At 64.2% G+C, this 17,587-nt stretch carries 18 protein-coding genes and 1 tRNA gene; 16 read left to right on the top strand and 3 right to left on the bottom strand.

Annotated elements, in window-relative coordinates:
* Positions 1 to 79: 79 nt before the first annotated feature.
* Positions 80 to 895, bottom strand: a complete 816-nt coding sequence (locus tag ACK4FH_RS05695; RefSeq protein WP_409811726.1) for a sulfite exporter TauE/SafE family protein — start codon at positions 893 to 895, stop codon at positions 80 to 82.
* Positions 896 to 1,026: 131 nt separating this feature from the next.
* Here ACK4FH_RS05695 and ACK4FH_RS05690 point away from each other — a divergent pair, with 131 nt between their 5' ends.
* Both ACK4FH_RS05690 and ACK4FH_RS05685 read left to right on the top strand, forming a co-directional pair.
* Entirely contained in the window at positions 1,027 to 2,001 is a 975-nt protein-coding gene (locus ACK4FH_RS05690) for an arsenic resistance protein (RefSeq protein WP_409811724.1), read from the top strand.
* Positions 1,998 to 2,726, top strand: a complete 729-nt coding sequence (locus ACK4FH_RS05685; protein ID WP_409811722.1) for a sulfite exporter TauE/SafE family protein — start codon at positions 1,998 to 2,000, stop codon at positions 2,724 to 2,726. Before ACK4FH_RS05690 ends, ACK4FH_RS05685 begins: the two co-directional genes overlap by 4 nt.
* Before the next feature lie 118 nt (positions 2,727 to 2,844).
* Here the strand turns inward: ACK4FH_RS05685 and ACK4FH_RS05680 are convergent.
* Positions 2,845 to 2,934 (bottom strand) — tRNA-Ser (locus ACK4FH_RS05680).
* A gap of 163 nt (positions 2,935 to 3,097) precedes the next feature.
* Between ACK4FH_RS05680 and ACK4FH_RS05675 the strand changes: the two genes are divergently transcribed.
* The 14 genes from ACK4FH_RS05675 (at position 3,098) to ACK4FH_RS05610 (ending at position 16,208) form a co-directional block, all read left to right on the top strand.
* The gene (locus ACK4FH_RS05675; RefSeq protein ID WP_409811720.1) at positions 3,098 to 3,859 is read left to right on the top strand and encodes a CDP-alcohol phosphatidyltransferase family protein; all 762 of its coding nucleotides are present in this window, start codon (positions 3,098 to 3,100) and stop codon (positions 3,857 to 3,859) included.
* Between the two features lie 162 nt (positions 3,860 to 4,021).
* Positions 4,022 to 4,333, top strand: coding sequence for a 50S ribosomal protein L21 (rplU, locus tag ACK4FH_RS05670; protein ID WP_409811718.1), 312 nt, complete (start codon positions 4,022 to 4,024; stop codon positions 4,331 to 4,333).
* Between the two features lie 21 nt (positions 4,334 to 4,354).
* Complete coding sequence (gene rpmA / locus ACK4FH_RS05665; RefSeq protein ID WP_409811716.1) at positions 4,355 to 4,630, top strand: 50S ribosomal protein L27; 276 nt, start codon at positions 4,355 to 4,357, stop codon at positions 4,628 to 4,630.
* 123 nt (positions 4,631 to 4,753) lie between these two features.
* Entirely contained in the window at positions 4,754 to 5,794 is a 1,041-nt protein-coding gene (obgE, locus tag ACK4FH_RS05660; RefSeq protein ID WP_409811714.1) for a GTPase ObgE, read from the top strand.
* Positions 5,782 to 6,909, top strand: coding sequence for a glutamate 5-kinase (gene proB, locus ACK4FH_RS05655; RefSeq protein ID WP_409815179.1), 1,128 nt, complete (start codon positions 5,782 to 5,784; stop codon positions 6,907 to 6,909). Before obgE ends, proB begins: the two co-directional genes overlap by 13 nt.
* A 152-nt stretch (positions 6,910 to 7,061) precedes the next feature.
* Positions 7,062 to 8,303 (top strand): glutamate-5-semialdehyde dehydrogenase, encoded by a 1,242-nt coding sequence (locus ACK4FH_RS05650; RefSeq protein ID WP_409815176.1) that lies wholly within the window; start codon positions 7,062 to 7,064, stop codon positions 8,301 to 8,303.
* Between the two features lies 1 nt (position 8,304).
* Complete coding sequence (locus ACK4FH_RS05645; RefSeq protein ID WP_409811712.1) at positions 8,305 to 8,907, top strand: nicotinate-nucleotide adenylyltransferase; 603 nt, start codon at positions 8,305 to 8,307, stop codon at positions 8,905 to 8,907.
* 189 nt (positions 8,908 to 9,096) lie between these two features.
* Positions 9,097 to 9,489, top strand: coding sequence for a ribosome silencing factor (gene rsfS / locus ACK4FH_RS05640; RefSeq protein ID WP_409811710.1), 393 nt, complete (start codon positions 9,097 to 9,099; stop codon positions 9,487 to 9,489).
* A gap of 80 nt (positions 9,490 to 9,569) precedes the next feature.
* Complete coding sequence (gene rlmH, locus ACK4FH_RS05635; RefSeq protein ID WP_409811709.1) at positions 9,570 to 10,049, top strand: 23S rRNA (pseudouridine(1915)-N(3))-methyltransferase RlmH; 480 nt, start codon at positions 9,570 to 9,572, stop codon at positions 10,047 to 10,049.
* A gap of 111 nt (positions 10,050 to 10,160) precedes the next feature.
* A complete protein-coding gene (locus tag ACK4FH_RS05630) occupies positions 10,161 to 11,732 on the top strand; it encodes a hypothetical protein (RefSeq protein WP_409811707.1) in 1,572 nt (523 codons plus the stop codon).
* A complete protein-coding gene (locus tag ACK4FH_RS05625; RefSeq protein ID WP_409811705.1) occupies positions 11,725 to 13,050 on the top strand; it encodes a murein hydrolase activator EnvC family protein in 1,326 nt (441 codons plus the stop codon). Before ACK4FH_RS05630 ends, ACK4FH_RS05625 begins: the two co-directional genes overlap by 8 nt.
* Positions 13,051 to 14,376 carry a S41 family peptidase gene (locus ACK4FH_RS05620; RefSeq protein ID WP_409811703.1) on the top strand — a complete coding sequence of 442 codons (1,326 nt, stop codon included), beginning with the start codon at positions 13,051 to 13,053 and terminating at the stop codon, positions 14,374 to 14,376.
* 28 nt (positions 14,377 to 14,404) lie between these two features.
* Entirely contained in the window at positions 14,405 to 15,664 is a 1,260-nt protein-coding gene (locus ACK4FH_RS05615; RefSeq protein ID WP_409811701.1) for a divergent polysaccharide deacetylase family protein, read from the top strand.
* Between the two features lie 4 nt (positions 15,665 to 15,668).
* Complete coding sequence (locus tag ACK4FH_RS05610; RefSeq protein ID WP_409811699.1) at positions 15,669 to 16,208, top strand: RNA pyrophosphohydrolase; 540 nt, start codon at positions 15,669 to 15,671, stop codon at positions 16,206 to 16,208.
* 21 nt (positions 16,209 to 16,229) lie between these two features.
* On the opposite strand, the gene ACK4FH_RS05605 is transcribed toward ACK4FH_RS05610, so the two are convergent.
* Positions 16,230 to 17,387 carry a hypothetical protein gene (locus ACK4FH_RS05605; RefSeq protein WP_409811697.1) on the bottom strand — a complete coding sequence of 386 codons (1,158 nt, stop codon included), beginning with the start codon at positions 17,385 to 17,387 and terminating at the stop codon, positions 16,230 to 16,232.
* Positions 17,388 to 17,587 lie beyond the last annotated feature (200 nt).

Raw genomic sequence — 17,587 nt, 5'->3', positions numbered from 1 at the left:
TTTCTCTCCGCCCGGCCGACGACACCTAGGACCCGCAGCGATTGCGCGCAATTGCGCCGGCCGAAGCTGCGTTCAAGCGTCAGCCACTGTGATCGTACAAGGTCTTCAAGGCGGCAGCGACGAGAACCAGTCCCAGTATCAACTTCAGGACTGGCTCCGATGTGTAGGGAACGAGGATGCCGCCCAACACAGCGCCGAGGATTGACCCCAGACCCATCGGCCATCCGATACCACGCATCGCCGGCCTGCCGGGCAGCATGCGCAGGCGCCGGTAACGGATGAGGCCGGCGATCACGGCAACGATGGAGATCACCAGGCTGGCGGTGCCCGCATCTGCGGCGCTGGTTCCATAGACGATGATGAAGGTTGGTATCAGAAACTCGCCGCCGGCAACCCCCAGCAGCGCGGCGATGACGCCGATCATCAGGCCCAAAGCCATGCCAGCGAGGAGCCCCTCGAGCCCGCGCGGGTCCAGAAGCCCCAACGGCAGTACCGGCACGAAGGCCTCGACCAGCAGGATCACGCCAATCAGCATGAGCAGACCCGCCAGGACCTGCCCAAACCGATCGTCGGAAAGATGCTTCAGCAGTCCAGGAGCGAGGAACGCCCCGATGAGACCTCCGATGCTCAAGCCGAGAACCGCGTGACTGAAGTCAATGACCGGAGAAATCGAAAGGGTGGCCGAGCGGATCGCCAGCGCGCCGGCGAGTGTGATCAGGCTGATGACCAGATTGAGCGGGACCGCCGCCTTCGCAACGATACCGAACAGCAGAACCAAGATGGGCAGCCGAAACTCGCCACCGCCCAGCCCGATCAGGCCCGCCAGCAGGCCCACCGGGATGCCGGTCAGAAGCGCCATCCAGATTGCATTGGGCGGCAAGGTCTTTTGGTTCATTGCGGCGTCAGCCCCTTGAGATTTCACTGGCCGACCGTCGCATCGATCCAGCTGAAACGAAATTGCTGCATCGCGGGCGCGTGACGAGAATTCTGATTGGCTTTCGGAAATGTATAGGCGAATTTGATCACATGAAACGACAACAGTTGGAACAACATCAGGTCTGGATCTACCTCGCCGCAATCCTTGCAGGGCTTACACTTGGCAGCCATGCGCAGGGCCTGTCGGGCCCGTTTGAAGCCGTGCTTTGGCCCGTACTTGGGCTGCTGCTCTACACCACGTTCACGCAGGTGCCGCTGACGCACCTGCCTGAAGCCTTCCGTGACCGCCGTTTCATGTGTGCCGTCCTTATCGGGAATTTCATCCTGATCCCGCTGGCGGTATGGGGCCTTCTGATTTTTCTGCCCGACGACCCGGCCATCCGGCTCGGTGTGTTGCTCGTCCTGCTGGTCCCCTGCACAGACTGGTACATCACCTTCACCCATCTTGCTGGCGGCGACACGCGGCGGGCTATCGCTGCCACTCCGGTGAATCTGCTGGTCCAGCTATGCCTGCTGCCCGTCTATCTCTGGCTCTTCATGGGCAATGCCTTCCTTGAACTGCTGGCGGCCGATCGCATCGCGCTCGTATTCGCCACGCTGATCATGCTGCCCTTGCTTGCCGCCTGGGCAACCGAGCGTTGGGCCGAGCGGCGGCCGCACGGACAGAAGCTGGTGGGGAAGATCGGCTGGCTCCCCGTGCCGCTGCTCGCCATCGTCGTCTTCCTGATCGCGGCGTCGCAGGTTCAGGCGGTGGTCGGCGCGCTGCCGGTGCTCGGCGAGGTTACCGGGGTGTTCCTGGCCTTTCTGGTGGTCGCAGCACTGATCGGCCTGCTTTTGAAGTGGATGTTCAGCCTGCCGGCCGCGTCCGGCAGCGCGCTCATCTTCAGCCTCGGCACCCGCAATTCGTTCGTCGTGCTGCCGCTGGCGCTGGCGCTCGCGCCGCAATGGCAGACGGCGACGGTCGTGATCGTGTTCCAGTCGCTCGTCGAGCTGTTCGGGATGGTCGCTTACCTCTGGCTCGTGCCACGGTTCCCATCTCCGGGACCTTCCGAGGCATCGCGATGATCGAGCCGCTGCTTTGGCTGCCGCTGCTGGTTGTGGCGCTTGGCGCCGGAACGATCGGCGGCGTCGTCGGGTTTGGCAGCGCCGTCATCCTCCTGCCGATCTGCGCCTATGCCTTCGGAGCGGCCCAGGCCGTACCGATCCTCACTGTCGCAGCGCTGATCGGGAACCTGTCCCGCGCTGCCTTTTCGTGGCGCGAGACCGACTGGGCTGCTGTGCGCATGTATGTCCTGGGGGCGGTGCCGTTCGCGGCGATCGGCGCATTCATTTTCGTCGGGCTGGACGCGGCACTCATCCATCGGCTGCTCGGCGCTTTCATCCTGCTCATGATCCCCGCGCGGCGCTTGGCCGCACGCCATGACATGGCCATCCAGAGATGGCACCTGTTGCCGCTCGGCGCGGTCATGGGGCTGCTGTCGGGTGTGGTGGGAACGGTCGGGCCGATCAACGCGCCCTTCTTCCTGGCCTATGGGCTGGTGAAGGGCGCCTATCTGGCGACGGAAGCGCTTGGCGCCGCTGCCGTCCATCTCACCAAGTCTGCCGTCTATGGCCGGCTTGCCGCGCTCGATCTCGAAACGCTCACTTATGGCCTCGTAATCGGGCTCGCCCTCATCGCGGGTTCCTGGCTTGGAAAGCGGATCGTCATGCGCCTCGATACGCCCGCCTTCATCCGTACGGTTGAGGTCCTGCTGGCCGCCTCGGGAATCCTGATGGTGATGGGAGTCTGAGGGTTTCCAATCTTGGCCGGAGGACCGCCGGCACCGGAAATTGTGGTGGGCGCAGCTCTGCGGAAGGCTCCAGCGAATTCTCGCGAAGGACGGAGAAACGTCGCGAACTTCTGCGTACTGGCGGAGAGGGTGGGATTCGAACCCACGGTACCCTTGCGAGTACGCCGCATTTCGAGTGCGGTACTTTCAACCACTCAGCCACCTCTCCGCAGAGGACGTCCGGCCCGTCAAGGCCGCCCGCATGGTCGAAACGGCGCGGAATGTAGACGCCGCGCGCGCGCGGCACAAGACTTGAGATGCCACCTTTCGCCCTCTTTCTCACCCATAGGTGAAGCCGCGTCCGCCTGCTAGACTCCCGTCCCATGAACGGAATGGGGACCAAGGGAGAGGGAGGGGCCGAAGCGGCGCCGAAGGCGCGCGTGGCGGCGGCCTGGGCCGTCCATGCCTTCACGGCATCGGGCGTGGTGACGGCGCTTCTTGCCATTGCGGCCCTGATTGCGGGGGATCTCCGGCTGGCGCTCCTCTGGCTGGGCGCCGCCCTCATCATAGACGGGCTGGACGGGCCCATGGCCCGCAAGGTCGATGTGAGCCGCTATGCGCCGCGCTTCGACGGGGCAGTCCTCGACCTCGTGATCGACTATCTGACATATACGGTGATCCCGGCCCTTCTCATCTATCGCTTCGGGCTGGTGCCGGCGGGCCTCGAAATCCCCGCCGCCGCCTTCATCATGCTGACCTCGCTCTATTGCTTCGGAAACCGGGAGATGAAGACCGGGGACCTTTATTTCTCGGGCTTTCCGGCCGTCTGGAACGTGGTGGTGCTCTATATCTATGTGCTGGAGACGGGCCCTTGGGCGAACCTGGCGGCGATTGCCGTACTCGGCGTGCTGACCTTCGTGCCCTTCAAATATATCCACCCCTTCCGGGTCCGCATGTGGCGGCCCCTCACCCTCACGATCACGGCCCTTTGGGCGCTCTCGACCTTCTGGCTGGTGCTGGCAAGCGGGCCGGGCCGCCCGCCGCTGGAGGCCGCGCCGCTGGCCTTCTGGGCGTTTCTGGCGGCTTCGCTCTATTTTCTGGGGCTTTGCGTCTGGCGCACATGGCGCGGCGAGGAAACCGCCGGGACGCGCTGAGAAAGCCGCGATTTCAATTGCATTTCCGGGCTTTTTCCGGGGTTTTCCGGGCCCTTCGCGGCTTGACAGCGAGGCCTCCCCCTGTATATTGCGCGCCAATTCGGCCCGTGCCGCTGTCACCGGCGGCCGCAGGGCCTTTTTCGTTACATGGTGGTATCAAAAATGTTCGCAGTCATCCGGACCGGCGGCAAGCAATACAGGGTCGCGAAAGACGATCTTCTCGAGGTTGAGCGCAATGGTGGCGCCGCCGGCGACAAGATCGATCTTGAAGTCCTGATGCTGGGCGGCGAAGGCGGTACGCTCAAGGTCGGCGCACCTCTCGTTGAAGGCGCCAAGGTCAGCGCAGAGATCGTCGAACACACCCGCGGGCCGAAGCTCACGATCTTCAAGAAGCGCCGCCGCCAGAATTTCCGCCGCAAGAACGGCCATCGCCAGGATCTGATGCTCGTCAAGATCCTCGACATCGCCGGCTAAGCGGCAGGCAGGAGTAGAAACATGGCTCATAAAAAGGCAGGCGGTTCCTCCCGCAACGGTCGCGACAGCGCCGGCCGCCGTCTCGGCGTGAAGAAGTTCGGTGGCGAAGCCGTCATTCCGGGCAACATCATCATCCGCCAGCGCGGCACCAAGTGGCACCCCGGCGCCAATGTCGGCATCGGCAAGGATCACACGATCTTCGCGAAGGCCGAAGGCGTGGTCTCCTTCCACAAGGGCAAGAACGAACGCGCCTTCGTGTCGGTCGTGACCGCCAGCCTGCCGGAAGCGGCGGACTGAACGAGGGGCTGAACGCCGCCTCGCAAAAGGTGGCGGCCATCGGGAATTCAAAGGGAGATGGGCCGCCATCTCCCTTTTTTCATGGCGCGGCCATGGAACAGACGAGCGGACGGATGAAGTGAGATGAAGTTTCTCGACCAAGCGAAAATCCATATCCGTTCAGGAAACGGGGGAGCGGGCTGCGTCAGCTTCCGCCGCGAGAAGTTCATCGAGTTCGGCGGCCCCGATGGCGGCGATGGCGGCAAGGGCGGCGACGTCATTGCCGAATGCGTCGAAGGGCTGAACACGCTGATCGACTATCGCTTCCAGCAGCACTTCAAGGCGAAGACCGGCATGCACGGCATGGGCAAGAACCGGTCGGGCGCGAACGGCGCCGACATGATTCTGAAAGTGCCCGTCGGCACGCAGATCTTCGAGGAAGACGAGGAAACGCTGATCGCCGACATGACGGAAGTCGGTCAGAAGATCGTGCTCGCCAAGGGCGGCAATGGCGGCTTCGGCAATGCCTATTTCAAATCCTCGACCAATCAGGCGCCGCGCCGCGCGAACCCCGGCCTTGAAGGCGAGGAAAAGACGATCGTGCTGCGGCTGAAGCTCATTGCCGATGCCGGGCTTGTGGGCCTGCCCAATGCAGGCAAGTCGACCTTCCTCGCGGCGGTGAGCGCGGCAAAGCCCAAGATCGCCGACTATCCCTTCACGACGCTCACCCCCGGCCTCGGCGTCGTCAGCGTCGACACGCGCACATTCGTGCTTGCCGATATTCCCGGCCTCATCGAAGGCGCGCATGAAGGCGCGGGGCTTGGCGACCGCTTTCTCGGCCATCTCGAACGCTGCCGCATCCTGATCCATCTGATCGACGGCACGTCGGACGATGTGGCAGACGCCTATCACGTGATCCGCGGCGAGATCGAGGCCTATGGCGCGGGACTTGAAGCCAAGCCCGAAATTCTCTGCCTCAACAAGGCGGACGCGCTGACAGAGGAAGAGCGCGAGGAGAAGGCCGCGATCCTCGAAGACGAAAGCGGCGCCAGGGTCTTCGCGATTTCCGGCGTCTCGGGCGAAGGCATACAGAGCGTATTGCGGCTTGCGGCAGACGAGATCGGCGCAAGGCGCGCAGAAGAACGCGCCGAAGAAACAGACCAAGATGAGGGCTGGCAGCCTTGAGCAACCATCTCGAAAAAGCGCAGCGCGTCGTCGTGAAGATCGGCTCGGCACTCCTGACCGACGCAGACACGGGCAAGCTCAACCGCACCTGGCTGCAGGCCATGGTGGAAGACATTGCCCGCATGCGCGCCCGCGGACAGGACATGCTGATCGTATCGTCGGGCGCGATCTCGCTCGGCCGCCGCGCGCTGAAACTGCCTGCCGGAAAACTGAAACTGGAAGAAAGCCAGGCCGCCGCCGCCGTCGGCCAGATCGGCCTTGCGCATGCCTTTCAGGAAATTCTCTCGGCTTATGGTTTTTCCTGCGCGCAGATCCTGCTGACACTCGAAGACACCGAAGAGCGCCGCCGCTATCTCAATGCGCGCTCGACCATCAACACGCTGCTGAAGCTGGGTGCCGTGCCCGTCATCAACGAGAACGACACGGTGGCGACGACGGAAATCCGCTATGGCGACAATGACCGGCTGGCTGCGCGCGTCGCAAGCATGGTCTCTGCCGATTGCCTCGTGCTGCTCTCCGATGTCGACGGGCTCTACACGGCACCACCGCATCTGCCCGGCGCGAAACATATTGCGGAAGTCGCCGAGATCACGCCGGAGATCGAGGCGATGGCGGGCGATGCTGCGAGCATCTATTCGCGCGGCGGCATGAAGACGAAAATCGCCGCCGCCCGCATCGCCACCGAAGGCGGCGCGCGCATGGCGATCGCGAATGGCCGCACGCTCCGACCGCTGCAGGCCGTGGAGGATGGCGCGCGCGTCACCTGGTTCGCCGCCCATTCGACGCCCTTTGCCGCGCGCAAGCGCTGGATCTCGGGTTCGCTGAAGAGCGCGGGAACGATCACCATCGACGATGGCGCCGTGAAGGCGCTCATCCAGGGCCGCAGCCTCCTGCCCGCCGGCGTCACCGCGGTCGAAGGCGAGTTCGGGCGCGGCGATGCCGTGACCGTGCGCGACGCAGAAGGCCATGAAGTCGCGCGCGGCCTGACGGCCTATGCAAGCGACGATGCCCGTATCATCAAGGGCCATTCGAGCCACGAAATCGAGGAATTGCTCGGCTATTCGGGCCGCGCCGAAATGATCCACCGCGACGACCTCGTGCTGAAAAAGCCGTGAAACGTCCCGCATGCAGCCCCATATGAGGGAATGAGCGAAGTTGTAAGAAGAGACGCCGCCTGAAATACTTTTGCGGCCGACAGGACAAGGACTGGGTGAGCCCCGTGAGCATCGTGAAACTCAACACCGGCGATACCGACATAGCAGCCCTGATGCAGGGCATCGGCGCGAAGGCGCGCGATGCCGCAACCGTGCTTGCGACCGCGCCCACGAAGCAGAAGGATGCCGCCCTCCTCGCCGCCGCCATGTGCATCCGCGCCAATGTTGACGACATTCTGGCCGCGAATGAACTCGATGTCGCCGACGCGAAGAAGAACGGCCTCACGCCCGCCATGATCGACCGCCTCGCGCTCGACACGAAGCGCGTCGAGGCGATTGCGAAAGCGCTGGAAGAGATCGCGGCGCTGGCCGATCCTGTCGGCTCGAAGATCGCCGAATGGGACCGCCCGAACGGACTTCATATCGAGCGTGTGCGCGTGCCCTTGGGCGTCATCGGCATCATCTATGAGAGCCGCCCCAACGTGACGGCGGATGCGGGCGCGCTCTGCCTGAAGGCGGGGAATGCCGCCGTGCTGCGCGGCGGCTCGGAAGCGTCCCGCTCCAACAAGGCCATCCATGCCTCGCTTGTCGAAGGCATCATTGCATCGAACCTTCCCGAAGCCTCGATCCAGCTCGTACCCGTGACGGATCGCGTCGCGGTCGGCGAAATGCTGAAGGGCCTTGGCGGCAATCTCGATGTCATCGTGCCGCGCGGCGGCAAGAGCCTCGTTGCCCGCGTGCAGGAAGAAGCGCGCGTGCCCGTGTTTGCGCATCTGGAAGGCGTCTGCCATGTCTATGTCGATGGCGAGGCCGATCTCGAGATGGCAAGGAACATCGCGCTGAACGCCAAGCTACGCCGCACCGGCATTTGCGGCTCGGCGGAAACGCTGCTGGTGGATGAAGCCTGCGCGGCAACGCATCTGGCGCCGCTTGTGAAGGCACTTCTCGATGCGGGCTGCGAAGTGCGCGGCGACGAGGCGGCGCAGAGAGCGGATGCCCGCGTGAAGCCCGCGACGGAAGAGGACTGGTACACCGAATATCTCGACGCGATCATCGCCGTGCGCGTGGTGAACGGTGTTGGCACCGCCATCGCCCATATCCGCAAATATGGCTCGAGCCACACCGAAGCCATCGTGACCAGCAACCAGAAGACGGCGGAGCGCTTCTTCGCCGAAGTCGACAGCGCGATCCTGCTGCACAATGCCTCGACGCAATTTGCCGATGGCGGCGAATTCGGCATGGGCGCGGAAATCGGTATCGCCACCGGCAAGTTCCATGCGCGCGGTCCGGTCGGCGTCGAACAGCTGACAAGCTTCAAGTATCTGGTGCGCGGCAGCGGCCAGGTCCGTCCCTGAGATGCGCCGCGAACTGCTGACGCCGGGACTGAAGGTCGGGCTGCTCGGCGGTTCCTTCAATCCCGCGCATGAGGGCCATCTCCACATCTCGCTGATGTGCCTGAAGGCGCTCGGGCTCGACCGCATCTGGTGGCTCGTCTCGCCCGGCAATCCGCTGAAGCCCGAAACGGGCATGGCTCCCTTCGCGAAGCGCCTCGCCTCGGCGCGAACACTGGCGCGCGACCCGCGGATCGTGGTGAGCGGCATCGAGGCGAAACTCGGCACCCGCTTCACGGCGGATACGCTGGCCGAACTCACCGGGCGCCATCCCGATGTCCGCTTCGTCTGGCTGATGGGCGCCGACAACATGCTGCAGTTCCCGCGCTGGCGGAACTGGCGCGAAATCGCCATGACGGTGCCGATCGCCATTTATCCGCGCCCCGGCTACACACTGAAAGCGCGGTTGTCCCCGGCGGCGCAGGCGCTTGCCCCCGCGATACTCGACAGCACCGATGCGGCGCTCCTGCCCCTCATGGCGCCGCCTGCGCTGATATTTCTTTCGGGCCCCGAAAGCCCGCATTCGGCAACGGAAATCCGCAAGAAATCGGACTGGAGCCGCGCCTGATGCCGGAATGCGCCGGGACAGCGTCATTGAATTGACGCCCTGTGGCGCTTATCCTTCAAACGGTAGCGGCGGCCAAGCGCCACACCTGCCAACCCAAGTAACGGTTTGCCAAAAAGGAGCGTATTCCTGAGCAGACAATCGACGGACCGGAAGGTCCAGACCAGGCCCGCGGCGAAAGCCGACGGCGCCGTGAAAAAGGCCCCCGCCCCCCGCAAGGGCAAGGCGGCCGATACCGGCAAGTCTTCTGAGATGCTCGCTCTCGTGCTCGAGAGCCTGGAAGAAGACAAGGCCGAGGATGTTGTTTCCATTGACCTCACGGGAAAGACGCCGATTGCCGACCATATGGTGGTCGCAAGCGGTCGGTCGCAGCGCCATGTCGGCGCCGTGGCCGATCACCTGCTGCGCCGCCTGAAGGAAGCGGGTTTCGGCAATGCGCAGGTCGAGGGAATGAAACAGGGCGACTGGGTGCTCATCGATGGTGGCGACGTGGTGGTCCATGTCTTCCGCCCCGAAGTGCGCGACTTCTACAAGCTGGAGAAGATGTGGTCTGCCGATATTCCGGCCGACCAGCTGGCAGTCTGAGGCTATAGCTCCCTCAAGGCGCGCCCGCGGCTTCTCCCCGTCTCCGCTGAAAATGTCCGGCCTCGCCGGAGAGGCCATTTATGCGCGTTCACATCTGCGCCGTCGGACGGCTGAAAGCCGGTCCCGAAAAGCTCCTCATTGACGACTACATTTCCCGCCTCGATGCGGCTGGCCGCCCCATCGGCATTTCCGCCGGGCCGGTGATCGAGGTCGAGGAGAAGCGCAAGCTCGATGCGCCACAGCTCATGGCGCGCGAGGCGGAACTTCTGCTGGCTGCCGCGAAGGGCGCCACCATCGTCGCGCTGGATGAACGCGGCAAGAACGAGACAAGCGAAGTTTTCGCAAGACGCCTTGGCGAATGGCGCGACAATGCGACCTCCGATCTTGCCTTCGTCATCGGCGGCGCAAACGGGCTGGCGCCTGCGATCCGCGAGAAGGCCGTCCACATCGTGTCTTTCGGCGCAATGACCTGGCCCCACATGCTCGCCCGCACGATGCTCGCAGAACAGCTCTACCGCGCCGTCACGATCCTTGCGGGACACCCCTATCATCGCCCCTGATTATGGTTCGTCATCAAGTAGACACCTTTCGAGCCTTGCACTAGTTTGCGTGGCGCATAGAGGTCGCCGCGATTCGCGCGCCCAAAGGCCAGGCGGACATTCAATTCAATCATGAGCACAAAATCCGGCGTCAGACCCCTTGTCCTTGCCCTGCTGGACGGCTGGGGAATCCGCGGAGAACGCGAGGGCAATGCCATCGCTCTCGCGCGCACGCCGATTTATGACCGCCTTGCCGCAACTTGGCCGCGCACAGAGCTTGCCGCCTCCGGCGAAGCCCTGGGACTGCCCGCAGGCCAGCCCGGCCATGCGCAGGCTGCCTATGCGGCGCTCGGCGCGGGGCGTGCGGTCGAAACGCCTGCGTCACGGATCGCCCGGGCCTTTTCCGGCGACGGCGCAGACAGCATCGCCAGTCACCCTGTGCTGCGCGAAATCATATCGTGCGTGCGGCCGCTCGGCGGCGCGGTCCATCTCATCGGCATGGTCACGCCGTCCCGGATTGCCGGCTACCAGCACTACATGGCCGTGCTTGCGGCGCTTCTCAGCCATGAGGGCGTCAAGGTCTGGGTTCATGCCGTCATGGACGGGCAGGACACAAATCCGCAAGGCGGCATCTTCCATCTGCAGGAATTTCTCGACGATATTTCGGGCGCAGAGAACGCGGAACTTGGCAGCGTCTTCGGCCGGGCCCACGGCTTCGACGAAGGCGGCGAAGCCTCGGCGCTCGCCGCCGTATGGCGCGCGATATCGCAGGCAGATGCGCCGTATACGGAATACCCGACTGCCTATCTCGACGAATGCTACCGCAAGGGACTGGACGATGACCGCGTGCCGCCCCGGCTCGGCAGCGCCTATCGCGGCATTCGCCAGGACGACGCCGTGCTTCTCGTCAACCTGCAGCCGGATCACGGACATGCGCTCGTCTCGGCGCTGACCGACCCGGCCTCCCAGGGCCTTCCCGGCACGGCGCCCGCGCTTGCCGGCGTCTACACGCTCGTCAGGCATGCACATCCGCTGCCCGTCGAAGCACAACCGCTTTTCGAGGCTATATCCTTCGGCCCGAGCCTTGCCGGCCATTTCGCGGAGGCAGGGCTGCGCCACCTCACGCTCGCGGAAACCATTGCCGAAGCGGCCATGTCGAACTTCCTGCGCGGCGGCGCCCCCGCTCTCTTTCCGGGCGAGACCATACTCGTGACCGATACGCCGCCCGCATCGCAGATCGAGCGCAAGCCCGAGCTTGCCGCCGCAACACTCACAAATGAATTGCTCGCCGCCCTCAAGAAAGGCGAGCATGACGTGATAACGGTCGGCTTTCCGAATGCGGCGGTCCTCGGCAGCACTGGCAATCTGAAGGCGACGGTGAACGCCGTCGAGGCAATCGACAAATACCTCGGCAAGATCGCAGCGCAGATCGACAAGAAGGGCGGCATGCTGGTTCTTTGCGGCACCTACGGGAAGGCGGAACGGATGACCGATCCGGACACGGGGTTGCCGCTCCGCCGCACGACCTCCGCACCCGTTCCGTTCGTGATGATCGGCGGCGACAGACATGCCGCGCTCGCCCGTGGAACGCTGGCCGATGTCGCGCCGACGCTGCTCGACCTTTTCGGCATCGGGGCGCCGGCCCAGATGAACGGGCAATCGCTTCTCCTGCCGGCCGATCTGCACGATGCGGTCGGTGCCTGAGCGAAAGCATATCGCCGCGATTGCCCTTGCTGGGCTGCTTTCGGTTGCCCCGTTCCCCGCCTGGCCGGAAACGATGGAACCCGGCGATCTCGACACCCTGCAACGCGAGATCGACACGACGCGCGAGCGCCAGCTTGAGCTTGAGGCGCAGGCCGCTGCTGCCCGTGCCGAAGCGGAGGAATTGCGCCGCAAGCTGATTGGCGCTGCCGCCCGCGTCCAGTCATTCGAAGCCGATGTATCGGACTCCGAGGCAAGACTTCAGGGGCTGACGGGCGCAGAAGCGGTGCTGACCGCCCAGCTTGAAAGACGCCGCGGCGAAATGGCCGATCTTCTGGCCGCCCTGTCGCGCCTCGACCGGCACCCGCCGCCTGCCCTTGCCGTCCGGCCCGACGATGCACTGGCCTCCGTGCGCTCGGCGCTGCTGCTTGGTGCGATCGTGCCCGAACTTCAAGCCGATGCCAGGGAACTTCGCGAGCGGCTGGAGCAGCTCGCAGCACTGAGGCAAGGCATACTTGACGAACGCGTGACACTCGACGCCACCCAGGCCTCGCTCGACGCCGAGCGGCATGAACTGCAGGCGCTCCTGAACCGTCAGGTCGAGATCCAGAACAGGCTGACCAGGCAAGCGCAGTCGGAACAGGCCCGCGCAGAGGCCCTTTCCCGCCAGGCGACCGATCTTTCCGATCTCATCGCCCGGCTTGAGGCCGGCGCAGCGAGCCGGCTGCCTGCGGCCCGGCCCGACCCGGCGCGCCTGCCGGCGCCGGAACCCGCGATATCCACGCCCGTCGCGCAAGAACCCGCCTCCCGGGAATACGCCATGCTGCGCCCCCCGGCGGCGGCCCCCGCCATGCCCTCCTCGCGGCTTTTCTCCGACGCAAAGGGGTTAATCCGGCCGCCGGCCGCCGGCGCCATCATCAAAACTTATGGCAGCGAAGCCCCCGGCGGCGGAAAGACGCAGGGAATAACTCTTTCGACACGTCCTGATGCTCAAATTGTTGCCCCATTTGACGGGAGAATCTCCTATGCGGGACCTTTCCGCCAATATGGCCAACTCTTGATAATATCTGTGGGAGAGGGCTACCATATACTTCTGGCAGGCATGAACCGGATCGATTGCGACGTAGGCCAAAATGTTCTTGCCGGTGAACCGATCGGCAAGATGGGCGCTGCGCCTGCCGGTCGCGACATGTCCTCCGAAAGAAACGCGGGTGAGCAGGCCGGCACGGGTCCGGCGCTCTATATTGAATTCCGGAAGGAAGGCAACCCGGTCGATCCCCGTCCGTGGCTGTTGATGAGTGACGAAAAGGTACGTGGTTAAATGAATAAATCCGTCCTGGCTGGCTTTGCCGTCGGCACACTGCTTTCCTTCGCCGTTATCACCGGCATGAATAATGGTGTGACGGACGGGCGGGCATTCGCGAATGAGTCGAATACCTACCGTCAGCTCAACCTGTTCGGCGATGTTTTCGAACGTGTCCGGGCGGCCTATGTCGAGCCGACCGACGATGCCAAGCTCGTCGAAAACGCCATCAACGGCATGCTGACCTCGCTCGATCCCCATTCGAGCTACATGAATCCCAAGACCTTCCGCGACATGCAGGTGCAGACGCGGGGCGAATTCGGCGGCCTCGGCATCGAAGTGACGATGGAAAACGGCGTCGTGAAAGTCGTGACGCCGATCGACGACACACCGGCAAGCCGCGCGGGACTGCGCCCGAACGACTACATCACCCATATCGACGGCACCCAGATCCTCGGCATGACGCTCAGCGACGCCGTCGACAAGATGCGCGGGCCGGCCAATTCCGCCGTCTCGCTGACCGTCATGCGCAAGGGTATCGAGGAGCCCTTCGAGGTGAAGCTCACCCGTGCGATCATCACCATCAAATCCGTCCGGTTCAACCGCGAGGGCGATATCGGCTATATCCGCGTCACCTCGTTCAACGAGCAGACCTCCGACCTGCTCGACAATGCGATCAGCAGCCTTACGAAAGAGATCGGCGCGGCGAAGCTGCGCGGCTTCATCATCGACCTCCGGAACAATCCGGGCGGTCTTCTCGATCAGGCGATTTCCGTCAGCGATGAGTTCATGGATGGCGGCGAGATTGTTTCGACGCGCGGCCGCCACGCCGAAGACACGCAGCGCTACAATGCGCGTCGCGGCGACGTGACCAAGGGCAAGCCGATCATCGTGCTCCTGAACGGCGGTTCGGCCAGCGCCTCTGAAATCGTGGCCGGCGCGCTGCAGGATCATCGCCGGGCAACCATTCTCGGCACGCGCTCCTTCGGCAAGGGGTCGGTCCAGACGATCATTCCGCTGGGCTCGGACGGCGCGCTGCGCCTCACGACCGCGCGCTACTACACACCGTCCGGCCGTTCGATCCAGGCGAAGGGCATCGACCCCGATATCGTCGTGAACCAGACCGATCCGGACAAGGCGAAGAAGGCTGCTGCCATCGGCGAAAGCTCGCTGCCGGGACACCTGTCTTCCGATGATGGCGAGGAAGTGGCCGGCTCCGACAATTTTGTCCCGAAGGACAAGGCCGACGACAAACAGCTTCTTTATGCGATCGACCTTCTGAACGGCGTCAGGCAGGACGCGGCTTTCCTCGGCGGGCGCACATCAAGCGCAATGGCGAACTGACGCGCTCCGCTGAACCGGCCGGAGACGAATGTCGAACATGGTGGCGAGAATGGCGGCGAGCGGCTCCGGCCCCGGTCAATACGGACAACCGGAGGACGCAAACGGCCTCCGCGGCGGCCGCATTCTCGCAGCCGCAGCCGCTGCCGTTGCGCTGATCTATGGCGGCACACTGGCCTGGCTTCTTCTCTCCGACAACAAGTTCGCGGGCGAGCCCGTGGTCCATCTTGCGCTTGCGGCGCTCGAAGATCCCGCGGCTGCAAATACCGGCGACGAGACCGCGATGGATGTGGCGGACGTGCCCGACGCGCCGGCCGATCCCCTGACCGCCGAGAGCGTTGCGGACGGGCTGAGCGAGGATGAGCAGGCGCTTCTCGACGCCGCACGCAGCCTCGATGTCGAGCCGGAGCACGACGTCTCCGGCGAGGTTCGCATCGTCGGCGCCGAGACACTGGATGGCGGCGGCGCTCCAACATCTCGGGCGCCCGCCATCGTCTCCCTCGTGCCCGCGCCCGACCCCGCCCTTGTCGAGACGACGGCGGACGGTCCCTTGCCTAAAATCGCGCGCGACGGCCGCAAGCCCTGGCAGGTCTATGCGAGGCCCGTGCCCGCAGGCACCCAGACGGGCCGCCGCATCGCGCTTGTCGTCAGCGGCATGGGTATCAGCGAAAGCGCCACCGCCCATGCGATCGCGACGCTGCCGCCGGAGGTGACGCTGTCCTTTGCGCCCTATGGTGCGCGCCTGCAGGAATGGATCGACAAGGCGCGCGCCGCCGGTCACGAAGTGCTGCTGGAGCTGCCGATGGAACCCTTCGGCTATCCGCAGAACGACCCCGGCCCGCACACGCTGCTGACAGGCGGCAACACGGCCGAAAATATTTCACGCCTCGAATGGCTGATGAGCCGTTTTACCGGCTATGCTGGCGTGATGAATTATCAGGGCGCGCGCTTCACCGCGTCATCCTCGGCGATGAAGCCGGTGCTTGCCGCACTCGGCGCACGCGGCCTTCTCTATGTCGACAATGGCGCCTCCGCGCGCAGCCTGGCACCGGCGCTCGCGCGCGAGGCGGGCCTGCCCGCCGTTCAGGCGACGCGCATCGTCGATCCGGTGCAGAACCCTGAAGTCATTGCAACCGCCCTCGACATTCTGGCGGAAGTATCCGGCGAAAGCGGCAGCGCGATCGGCGTCGCTTCCGGTTTCCCCGTCACGGTCGATGCGCTGGCGCAATGGGCGATGAAGCTGAAGGACGAAGGTTATGTGCTGGTGCCGGTGACGGCACTTGCGGAGTGAGGCGATGCCCGAACATCTGAAGGACGGCAGGCCCGTCGATCCCGAGACCCTGCCCTACCGGCCCTGCGTCGGCATCATGCTGATCAATCGTGACGGGCTCGTCTGGGCCGGCAACCGGATCAATGGTGCAGGCGGCGCACAGGAACTGACGGGTGCCAGCCTCACCTGGCAGATGCCGCAAGGCGGCATCGACGAGGGCGAGGACGCCACCGAGGCCGCCTTCCGCGAGATGAAGGAAGAGGTAGGCACGGACAAGGCGCGCATCATCGGCGAGACGAAGGACTGGCTCACCTATGATCTTCCGCCCCATCTCGTTGGTGTTGCACTCAAGGGCAAGTATCGCGGGCAGAAACAGAAATGGTTCGCGATGCGCTTTACCGGTGAAGACAGCGACATCGACATTGCTGCCGACGATCATCAGGAGTTCAGCGAATGGGCATGGGTGCCGGTCGATGAACTGGTGAATCTGATCGTACCGTTCAAGCGCAGCGTGTACGAGGAACTGGTGCGGGAACTCGGCCCCCTCGCAAAGCCCGGCGCATAGAAAGTCTCCTTGGATTTTGCGTCACATGGGCGCCTTCCACCGCGCCGCAATTTCTTCGAGGCGCGATGCAAGCGGCATCACCCTCGTTCGGAAAGCAAAGGACGCATAGTCCCATCGCTCGCCTTCTTCGAGGACGAGAATGCGCGAGAGCTTTTCCTCCGTGAAGGAAATCAGGGCAATCAGCCTGTCGATCCGGGGCCGGACATCGGCAGGCGCTTCCGCACGAATTGCCGTCAGCGTTTCGCGATGCACCTCAAACTTCTCCGCCCGCGCCGAGGCGGGAGGGCCGGCATTCGCTGGCGCTGCCACATATCGCGCGAGATCCTCGCGCAGCGTCTCAAGCTCGCCGCGGAAAGCGGCAAAGGGACCGACCGGCCCGACGCTGTCGGGTGAGGAAACGGCAAGCATGGCGCTCATCACGGCGGCTGCGATGTCCTGCGCTTCGGCAAGCGCCGGCCTTATGTCCGCCCTGAATATCTGCAGGCCCGGATAGCGGTTCGGCGTACCGACGATGGCGGCGACCGCGCGTTCTTCGGCCAGCAGCCGCGCGACGATCCGTTTTGCTTCCACCAGTTCAACGAGGCGTTGCCCGTCCGTCCAGTTTGCCGAATGAGCATCGAGCACATTCATTGCCGACTGCATTCTGAGTGTCGCGTCGAGCCACTCGGTGCGGAAGCCCTCGCCGTCGGTCAGCAGGAAGCCGCGCAGCGCAACAAGGCTTGCCTCATGCGCGTCGAGAAACTGGCGCAGCGCCGCATCGAACTGGAGCGCGGGCGCGGGACTGCCTGCGATGCTGCCTTGCACCGTCGAGGAAATTTCCGGCCGCTCCGGCGGCACACCACTTTTAGAAGGCGGCAAGGTGATGAAGGCAACGGCCGTCAGCCCGCCGAACGGAATGACGAACCAGTATCGCAACCGGCGCGGACGGGCGGAGGGAAAGCTGTTTTTTGTGAGACGGTTCTTGCGGCGGGCCGATTTTTCGAGCGGTACGGCATCGCGCAGTGATGTGCCGGAAAGCGGCGCGCCGCCGCCGGCATAAATGCCCGGCGTCTCGTCGCGCGGCAAGACGCCGTAAGCCTCGGGCATCCCGTCCGGCAGGGCCCTGACTTTCGTTGCAAGCGGCCGCCCGTAACGGGTCCGCCAGTAATTTTCCGCATCGCTCTTGGCTGAAAACGGCATGACGCACCTGTCCCTGCCGTACCCCGATCAGCACCACACCAAATCCTATAGCCGATCAGGGTGGTTATGGAAGAGATGATTCGTTCGTGTTTGTCAACGTGAACAGGTTTTAATGGCGCGCCGCTCCGATTGGTGATTTGAATCGCCCTTGCGGGGTACATGGCAGCACCCACGGCCTAAATCCGTGGTTTTCTGCAAGA

The sequence above is a fragment of the Parvibaculum sp. genome, from assembly GCF_046297875.1.
Classification (GTDB): Bacteria; Pseudomonadota; Alphaproteobacteria; order Parvibaculales; family Parvibaculaceae; genus Parvibaculum.
Note: the sequence above shows the minus strand (reverse complement) of the source record. Positions and strands in the feature narration are given on the sequence as shown.